This window comes from Rhizobium sp. NFR12, from assembly GCF_900108545.1.
In the GTDB taxonomy this organism is placed as follows: domain Bacteria; phylum Pseudomonadota; class Alphaproteobacteria; order Rhizobiales; family Rhizobiaceae; genus Neorhizobium; species Neorhizobium soli.
This window is the reverse complement of sequence record NZ_FNWM01000011.1, coordinates 1-8,258: the sequence shown is the minus strand read 5'-3', so window position 1 is coordinate 8,258 and position 8,258 is coordinate 1. Positions and strand designations below refer to the sequence as shown.

Annotated in this window: 5 protein-coding genes; all 5 read left to right on the top strand. The window is 59.5% G+C overall.

Going from position 1 to position 8,258, the window contains the following annotated elements; genetic code table 11:
* Window positions 1–639: 639 nt before the first annotated feature.
* Window positions 640–1,587 carry a phosphoribosylaminoimidazolesuccinocarboxamide synthase gene (locus tag BLW69_RS22380; protein ID WP_092665508.1) on the top strand — a complete coding sequence of 316 codons (948 nt, stop codon included), beginning with the start codon at window positions 640–642 and terminating at the stop codon, window positions 1,585–1,587.
* A 48-nt stretch (window positions 1,588–1,635) separates the two neighbouring features.
* The gene (locus BLW69_RS22375) at window positions 1,636–2,238 is read left to right on the top strand and encodes a TetR/AcrR family transcriptional regulator (RefSeq protein ID WP_062463649.1); all 603 of its coding nucleotides are present in this window, start codon (window positions 1,636–1,638) and stop codon (window positions 2,236–2,238) included.
* A gap of 145 nt (window positions 2,239–2,383) precedes the next feature.
* Complete coding sequence (locus BLW69_RS22370) at window positions 2,384–3,577, top strand: efflux RND transporter periplasmic adaptor subunit (RefSeq protein ID WP_062463646.1); 1,194 nt, start codon at window positions 2,384–2,386, stop codon at window positions 3,575–3,577.
* Window positions 3,578–3,643: 66 nt separating this feature from the next.
* Entirely contained in the window at window positions 3,644–6,754 is a 3,111-nt protein-coding gene (locus tag BLW69_RS22365; protein WP_092665506.1) for an efflux RND transporter permease subunit, read from the top strand.
* A 112-nt stretch (window positions 6,755–6,866) separates the two neighbouring features.
* A partial coding sequence (locus tag BLW69_RS22360; protein WP_092665504.1) for an efflux transporter outer membrane subunit occupies window positions 6,867–8,258 on the top strand: 1,392 nt, incomplete at its 3' end.

Sequence of the window (8,258 nt, the reverse complement as noted above, 5' to 3'; positions counted from 1 at the left end):
TGAATTGACGAGAACTCTCTCAATCAATTCCCGCATCACTGCGAAAACCAATCTGGTGTTCTCATATCAAAACGTGACCGTCATTTGTCTTCTAACAGATGGACCTAAGCCCATCCTGCGAGACCGCCGACCACGTTTCTCTTTCTTCTCATATTCAATTGTCAAAGAACCGACATTCCCACCCCAAAAGGCTAAAACGTCACAAAACCCAAGAGCCAAACCGTAACCCGGCCCCAATCAGCATCCGCCAATCTTTTTAGGTTTTCACCGAAACGAAGAAGTCCGTCGCTAGCAGCGCCGCCGCCCTCGTTCAGTGAGCGGGTTATAGATCCGACCCCCAGACCAAGTCAACAGGCCTAGTCGCAAAAACTTCAAGAAAAATGCAAGGCGTTGGATTAACATGATAATTCGCCTTTTAAAGCGCAAGGAGGCCGTCAGGACCCGGTTTCCCGAACTCCAATCCGTCTGTCGCTCTCCTTGCCGACCACCGATCGCTGGTTCCGGCTTCCTCACCTCCTGCGACGCATCTCCATCCCGGCAATCGCCTTGTGCCGGCGCGGAAAAACATGGCATAGCCACAGCTCGGATTGATATCATCGAGGCCTTGCAAGCCGCCTCTATATAGAGAGAGCCATGACCGTGCGCGTATTAGACGAAGCCTTCATTGCGGAACTGCCAAACTACTATCGCGGCAAGGTGCGCGATAATTACGATCTGCCTGACGGTTCGCGCATCATCATCTCGACCGACCGGATCAGTGCTTTCGATCGGATCCTGACGGCAATCCCGGATAAGGGGCACGTGCTGACGCAGACTGCCCGCTACTGGTTCGATGCAACGGCCGATATCTGCCCCAACCACGTCATCTCCTATCCGGACCCGAATGTCGTCATCGGCAAGCGGCTGGATATCCTGCCCGTCGAGATCGTCGTGCGCGGCTACCTCGCCGGCACGACCGGCACATCGCTTCTGACACTCTATAAGAAGGGTCAGCGCCGCATGTATGGTCTCGAGCTGCCCGACGGGCTGAGGGACAACCAGGTCCTGCCGTATCCGGTGATCACCCCCACCAGCAAGGCATTCGACGGCGGTCATGACGAACCGCTGACGCCGGATGATATCATTGCGCAGGGACTGCTGACGGCCCAACAGTGGGAAACGCTGTCGCGCTATGCGCTGGCATTGTTTGCCCGCGGCCAGGAGCTTGCGGCAAAACGCGGCCTCATACTGGTTGATACGAAATACGAGTTCGGCACCGACACGGATGGTACAATCATTCTCGCCGACGAAATCCACACGCCCGACAGCAGTCGTTACTGGATTGCCGACAGCTATGACGACGCCTTTTCAACCGGCGGCCGTCCAAAAAGCTTCGACAAGGATTTCATCCGCTCTTGGGTGGTCGAACGCTGCGATCCCTACAAGGACGATATTCCGGAAATCCCGGCCGATCTGATCGAGGAAACGGCCAAGGTTTACCGAACCGCGTATGAAACGATCACGGGCGCGCGTTTCGTGCCAGATGAGCGCGGCGAGACGGTGCTGGCGCGCATTCGCAAGAACCTCGAGCCGTATTTCGGTACTTGATCAGCAGCAGTCTCCGGGCGGTATCGGCGGCACACACTTGAGGACATCGTGCGAAGACCAAGGCGCAAGGCGGAAGAGACAAAAGCGGATATCCTGACGGCCGCCGAAGCGCTGCTCAGGAAGAAGGGTTTTGCCGGCTTTTCGATCGCCGACCTTGCAGCCGAATTGCAGATGTCGCCCGCCAATGTCTTCAAGCACTTTCAATCCAAGACGGTGCTTGCGGATGCAATCTGCGACCGGCACACCACCCGGATGATCGGTCGCTTCGACGCGAAGGACGATTCCGTCCCGGCGCCAGCGCGGCTGGGACTTGTTGCGCGCCGCCTGATGGACGCACATCTTGCCGATATCAGGGATAATCCGCTGTTTTTCGAAATGCTGGCCATGATGGCAAGTACCGACCTGCCCAGCGGCCGGCATTATCGAAAGCTCATTGAGGATCTCTTTGAAAGCGTCGTTCGCCACGGCTTCGAAACCGGGGTCTACAAGTCCGCACCGGAAAGTACCATCGGGCGGAGCGTTGCCCCTTGCTTTGCAGGGGTCCTCCACCATGTCTTTCTTATACATGCCGACGAGGCGGAGCTGCATGCCCGCTGCGACGGACTTGTCGAACTCGTGAATGCTGCACTGCAAAGCCCGCTTGCAAAGTGACGATAAGTGAATTACGTCACTTCGAGGCTGGGCTGTGGCGGTTCCGCCCCTTGCCATGCTTCCTCCCGCTTCTTGTGGGTTAACCTGTCCCTCCCGAGGAAATCCGGTTCTTCGGAATGCGCAACGACCGGCCCTGGATCCAACGATGACCCGTCGCAAACTGCTTCTCCCCCTCCTTTTCACGGTCTTGCTCGCCTCCTGCAGCGATTCCGATCAGCAGACCGCAAACGCTCCAGCCGGCGGCGCACCTCAGAAGCCGCCGCAGGCCGTCAGTGTCGTCGTCATGCAAAAGGCCGAGCGGCCGATTACCTCGATTTTGCCGGGCCGCGCTGTTGCATTCCAGACGACCCAGATCAGGCCGCGTGTGACCGGCGCCATTCGCGAGATCAGCTTCAAGGAAGGAAGCGAAGTCAAGGCGGGCGACATCCTCTATCAGATCGAGGACAATCTTTACGAGGCGACCGTCGCGCAGGCGAGAGCGAGCCTTTCCAAGGCCGAGGTCAGCATCCCGGCCGCGCAGGCAAACCTCACCCGCTACGAGCGGCTGGTCAACAGCGGCGCGACGCAGATCGAATATGAAAATGCGAAGGTCACCCTGCTGCAGGCCCAGGCCGATGTGGCGCAGGCGCAGGCCGCTCTGCAATCGGCCGAGATCGATCTCGACCTGACCAAGATCAGGGCGCCCTTCGATGGCGTCACGACCATCTCCAATGTCAGCCTCGGCAATATCGTCACCGCCAACCAGACCGACGCGCTGTCGACACTGCGCAAGCTCGATCCGATCTATATCGATCTCATCGATTCCAGCACCAATCTCCTGGAGCTTCGTGCAGCCTTTGCGTCCGGCCGGGTCACCGGCGATCCGCGCAACGCCGAGATCCGATTGCGGTTGGAGGACGGCAAGGCTTACGAACCTGCCGGCAAGCTCGACATGTCGGAAATGGCTGTCAGCGAAACCACCGGCACGTTTCAGATCCGTGCCGTGTTCCCCAACCCGGACAATATCGTTCTGCCCGGCATGTATGTGCGTGCGACGGTGACGCTTGGCAACGAAAACGGCTATCTGATCCCGCAGCGTGCCGCGACCCGCAATGCCCGTGGTGAACTGACGGCGAAATTCGTTGGCGCGGATAACAAGGTAGAAACGCGGACCTTCACGGTCAGCACCACATCCGGCAACAACTGGCTGGTCACCGACGGCATCGCGGATGGCGATCGCCTGATCGTCGACGGGTTCCAGTGGATTGCCGACGCCGCCGCCGTCCAGCCTGTCGAAGTCACGGTCAACGAGCAGGGATTTACAGTCGAGAAGCCGAAGGTTGATGCGCCGAAGCCGTAGAGGTTGAGGTCCGCATCCCGCAACAACGCGAAGAACGCCGCCCCGAATACGGCAAGGAACAAGTGAATGGCCCATTACTTCATCCGGCGGCCCGTCTTCGCCTGGGTTATTGCGATCGTGATCATGCTCGGTGGTGCGCTTGCCATCACCACGCTGTCGATCTCGCAATATCCGGATATCGCCCCGACCACGGTGCGCATTTCTGCCAGCTATAACGGCGCCAGCGCCGAAACCGTCGAGAAATCGGTGACGACGATCATCGAGGACGGCATGACCGGTCTCGACGATCTCACCTACATGAACTCGTCGTCGTCGACGGGACGTGCGACCGTCACGCTGACATTCGGTAACTCGATCATGCCTGATATCGCCCAGGTTCAGGTGCAGAACAAGTTGCAGCTGGTACAGTCGCAGCTGCCTGACGTCGTGCAGCAGTCCGGCATCGAAGTCTCGCGCTCCACCTCCAGTATCCTGATGGTCGGCGCGCTTGTGTCGTCGGACGGCAAACGCAGTTCGGTCGATCTCGGCGACGTGTTCTCGACCCAGATCGAAGATCAGGTGAAGCGCCTGGAAGGCGTCGGCAGCATCAATATCTTCGGCTCAGGCTATGCAATGCGCGTCTGGCTCGATCCCTTCAAGCTGCAGAAATACCAGTTGACGTCGGCTGACGTCACGTCCGCGATCGAAGCGCAGAATACCCAGGTGTCCGTTGGTTCGCTCGGGGCGCAGCCCGTGTCGGAAGGCCAGCAGCTGACCGTCACCATGACAGCCCAGAGCCAGCTGACCACCGTCGACGACTTTGAACGGATCATCCTCAAAGTCGGACAGGACGGCGCCACCGTTAGGATATCGGATATTGGCCGTGTCGAGATCGGCCAGGAAAGCTATGGTGGCAGCTCCCGCTTTAACGGCAAGCCGGCGGCGGGCTTTGCGGTCAACCTCGCGACAGGCGCCAATGCGCTCGATACCGCCGAAAGGGTAAAAACCGCCCTCAACCGGGTCGAGCCGACGCTTCCCGAAAATGTCAGCATCACCTATCCCTACGACACGACGCCGTTCGTCGAGCTGTCGATCGAGAAGGTCATTCACACGCTGATCGAAGCGATCGTTCTGGTCTTCGTGGTGCTTCTGGTCTTCCTTCAGAACCTGCGGGCAACGCTGATCCCCATGGTCGCCGTTCCGGTGGTGCTGCTCGGGACCTTCGGCATCCTGGCGCTGACGGGCTATTCGATCAACACTCTCACCATGTTCGCCATGGTGCTGGCGATCGGCCTTCTCGTGGATGACGCGATCGTCGTCGTCGAAAACGTCGAGCGCATCATGGACGAGGAAGGTTTGTCTCCTCTCGAGGCGACCGAAAAGTCCATGCACGAAATTACCGGTGCCATCATCGGCATCGCGCTGGTTCTGACGGCCGTGTTTATCCCGATGGCCTTCTTCGGTGGGTCGACAGGCATCATCTATCGCCAGTTCTCGATAACCATCGTTTCCGCGATGCTGCTTTCGGCCGTGGTTGCGATCGTGCTGACGCCGGCGCTCTGCGCGACGATCCTGAAGCCGGTCAATCACGATAAGAAGAACAAGGGTATCGGCGCCTGGTTCAACCGCGGCTTCGACAAGACGACAAACGGCTATGTCGGATCGATCGGTTATCTTCTGAAGCGGCCGCTGCGCGTCATGCTTCTTTTCGCACTGATTGTCGGCGGTTGCGGTCTGTTGTTTTCAAGGCTCCCCAGTTCCTTCCTTCCGCAGGAAGACCAGGGCGTTCTGATGGTGCTCGTCCAGACTCCCAACGGTTCGACGACCGCCAGAACCGAGGAAGTGGTCAAGCAGATCGAGTCCTTCTTCCTCAACGACGAGAAGGACAGCGTCGCTTCGGTATTCGGTGCGATGGGCTTCAGCTTCAACGGCACCGGCCAGAACAATGCGATGATCTTTGCCAAGCTCAAGGATTTCGATGTTCGCACCGAGCCGCAGCAGGAAGCGGCCGCCGTTGTGCAGCGGGCTCAGCGCCATTTCTTCGGACTGCGTGACGCGCAGGTGTTTGCGCTTCTGCCACCAGCAATCCAGGGCCTCGGCAATTCCAGCGGCTTTTCGATGTACCTTGTCGACAGCGGCAACAACGGCAATCCCGCTTTGACGAGCGCATCGCAGCAGCTGATGCAGATCGCGGGCAGCAACCGCAATATCGGCTCGCTGCGCAGCAACTCGCAGAGAACCGAAACGCAGCTGCAGATCCTGCTCGACCAGGAGAAGCTGGGTGCGATGGGTGTCGACCTCGCTTCGGTCAATTCGATGCTAACGACCATCTTTGCCGGTCGCGACGTCAATGACTTCACGCTCGAGAACAAGCTGAAGCCCGTCTATGTGCAGGGTGATGCGCCTTACCGCATGCAGCCGGAAGACCTCAAATACTGGTTTGCCCGCAACACCGGCGGCGAGATGGTCCCGTTTTCGTCCTTCAGCACCGTCCAGTGGAACACGGGCACGCCGCAGCTTGCGCGGTTCAACGGCGTCAGTGCCATATCGCTTGACGGCGCGACCGGCGCCGGCGTCAGCACCGGTCAGTCCATGGACGAGATGGAGAAGCTGACTGCGGCATTGCCGGGTGGCTACTCCGTGGCCTGGCAGGGCATCTCCTATCAGGAACGGTTGTCTGGCTCCCAGGCTCCCATGCTTTACGGCCTGTCCGTTCTGATCGTATTCCTCTGCCTTGCGGCACTTTATGAAAGCTGGTCGATTCCGTTCTCGGTCATTCTCGCGGTTCCGATTGGTGTCCTTGGCGCATTGGCTGCAGCCTATCTCCTTGGCCAGTCGAACGACGTCTACTTCAAGGTCGGTCTTTTGACGACGATCGGATTGGCGGCGAAGAACGCCATCCTGATCGTCGAATTCGCCAAGGATCGTCAGGAGACAGGTATGGGCGTGCTCGAAGCGACCCTCGAGGCCGCAAGATTGCGCCTTCGTCCGATCATCATGACGTCGCTCGCATTCATTCTCGGCGTGGTACCACTTGCGATCGCAACGGGCGCCGGCTCTGCCGCTCAGAACGCCATCGGCATCGGCGTGCTGGGTGGTATGCTTTCTGCAACACTGCTCGGAATTTTCTTCGTTCCGTCCTTCTTTGTTGTTGTGCGCCGGTTATCAAAGCGTGAAAAACAAGTGAAGACAGTGTGAATCTGTTAACGGATTGCCAGCATCGAATCGCCGCTCGTCTGAGCGGTGAGCTGTGCATTGATTTGCTCCGTCATACGCGGAGCCACGATCTTAAGGGTTTCGGGACAAAGATATGACATCCATTCGCGTAGCCGCTCCTCTCGTCATGCTCCTTCTCTCCGGCTGCGTGGTCGGACCGAACCATCAGGCCCCGGAAGTGTCCCTGCCTGCAAAGTTTGCCGAGGGCGGACAGACGAGCAATGGCGACGTTTCCATGAAAGCCTGGTGGACGGCGTTTTCCGACACGCGCCTGAACGGCTACATGCAGACGGGCCTGGCCCAGAACCTCAGCGTTCTGCAGGCTCTGGAACGCATCAACCAGGCCCAGGCATCCGTCGTCAGCGCCGGCGCCGGCGGTCTTCCTTCGCTCGATATCGATGCGCAGGGCGAGCGTAGCGGCACGAAGGACATCGGCGGGCGGCTCGGTGCCACATCGACTTCGCCGCAATCATCCGCCGTTGGTGGGGCCAGCGCGTCTTGGTTCCTGGATCTGTTCGGCCTTTACCGCCGCAGCAAGGAATCGGCTCTTGCCAGTCTCGACGCCGCCTATGCAAGCGTCGACGTTGCGCGCCTGAGCCTGCTTTCGCAGGTTGCCGCAGCCTATATCGATGTTCGCTACTATCAGGAGCGTATCGCGATCACCAAAAAGAACCTCGGTTCTCGCCGTGAAACGCTTGATCTCACCAAGCTTCAGCTGGAAGCCGGTGCTGCCTCCAGACTGGATGTTGTTCAGGCCGAAGGTCTTGTGAACTCGACACTGTCAGAGCTGCCAGGTCTCGAGACCCAGTATCGCACCGCGGCGCATCGCATCGCGACGCTTCTGGGCATGCCGGCGTCCACACTGCTTCCTGAACTGCAGCGCGGTGCCCGCCAGCCGGTCGCCCGCTACAGCACCAAGACCGGCATTCCCGCCGACCTGATCCGCAATCGACCTGACATCCGTGCGTCCGAACGGCAGCTTGCCGCAGCCGTTGCGCAGATCGGCGTTGCCGAAGCACAGCTCTATCCCGCGATTACGCTGGGTGGCGCCATTTCGCCATCCTACACCCGCGTTGCCGGAAGCGGCGAAAGTGGCATCCTGTCCTGGTCCTTCGGTCCGGCCTTGTCTCTTCCGATCTTCGACGGCGGCGCCCTGCGTGCCAACGTCAAGTCGTCCGAATCGTCAGCCCGCGAAGCCTATCTGTCCTGGAAGCAGACGGTTCTCGATGCCGTCGAGGAAGTCGAGAACGCGCTTGCCGCCGTTGCCCGCGATGGCCGCACCGTGGCAGCGCTCCGTGCGACCGTGAAATCCTACGAGGAAGCTCTGCAGCTCGCAACCGCCAGCTATCGTGATGGCGCCTCCTCGCTGCTCGACGTTCTCGACGCACAGCGCGAAGTCTCCACCGCCCAGGCAAGTCTGGCCCAGGCCGTACAGCAGATGGCGCAGGACTATGTCTCGCTCAACGTCGCACTCGGTGGCGGTTAT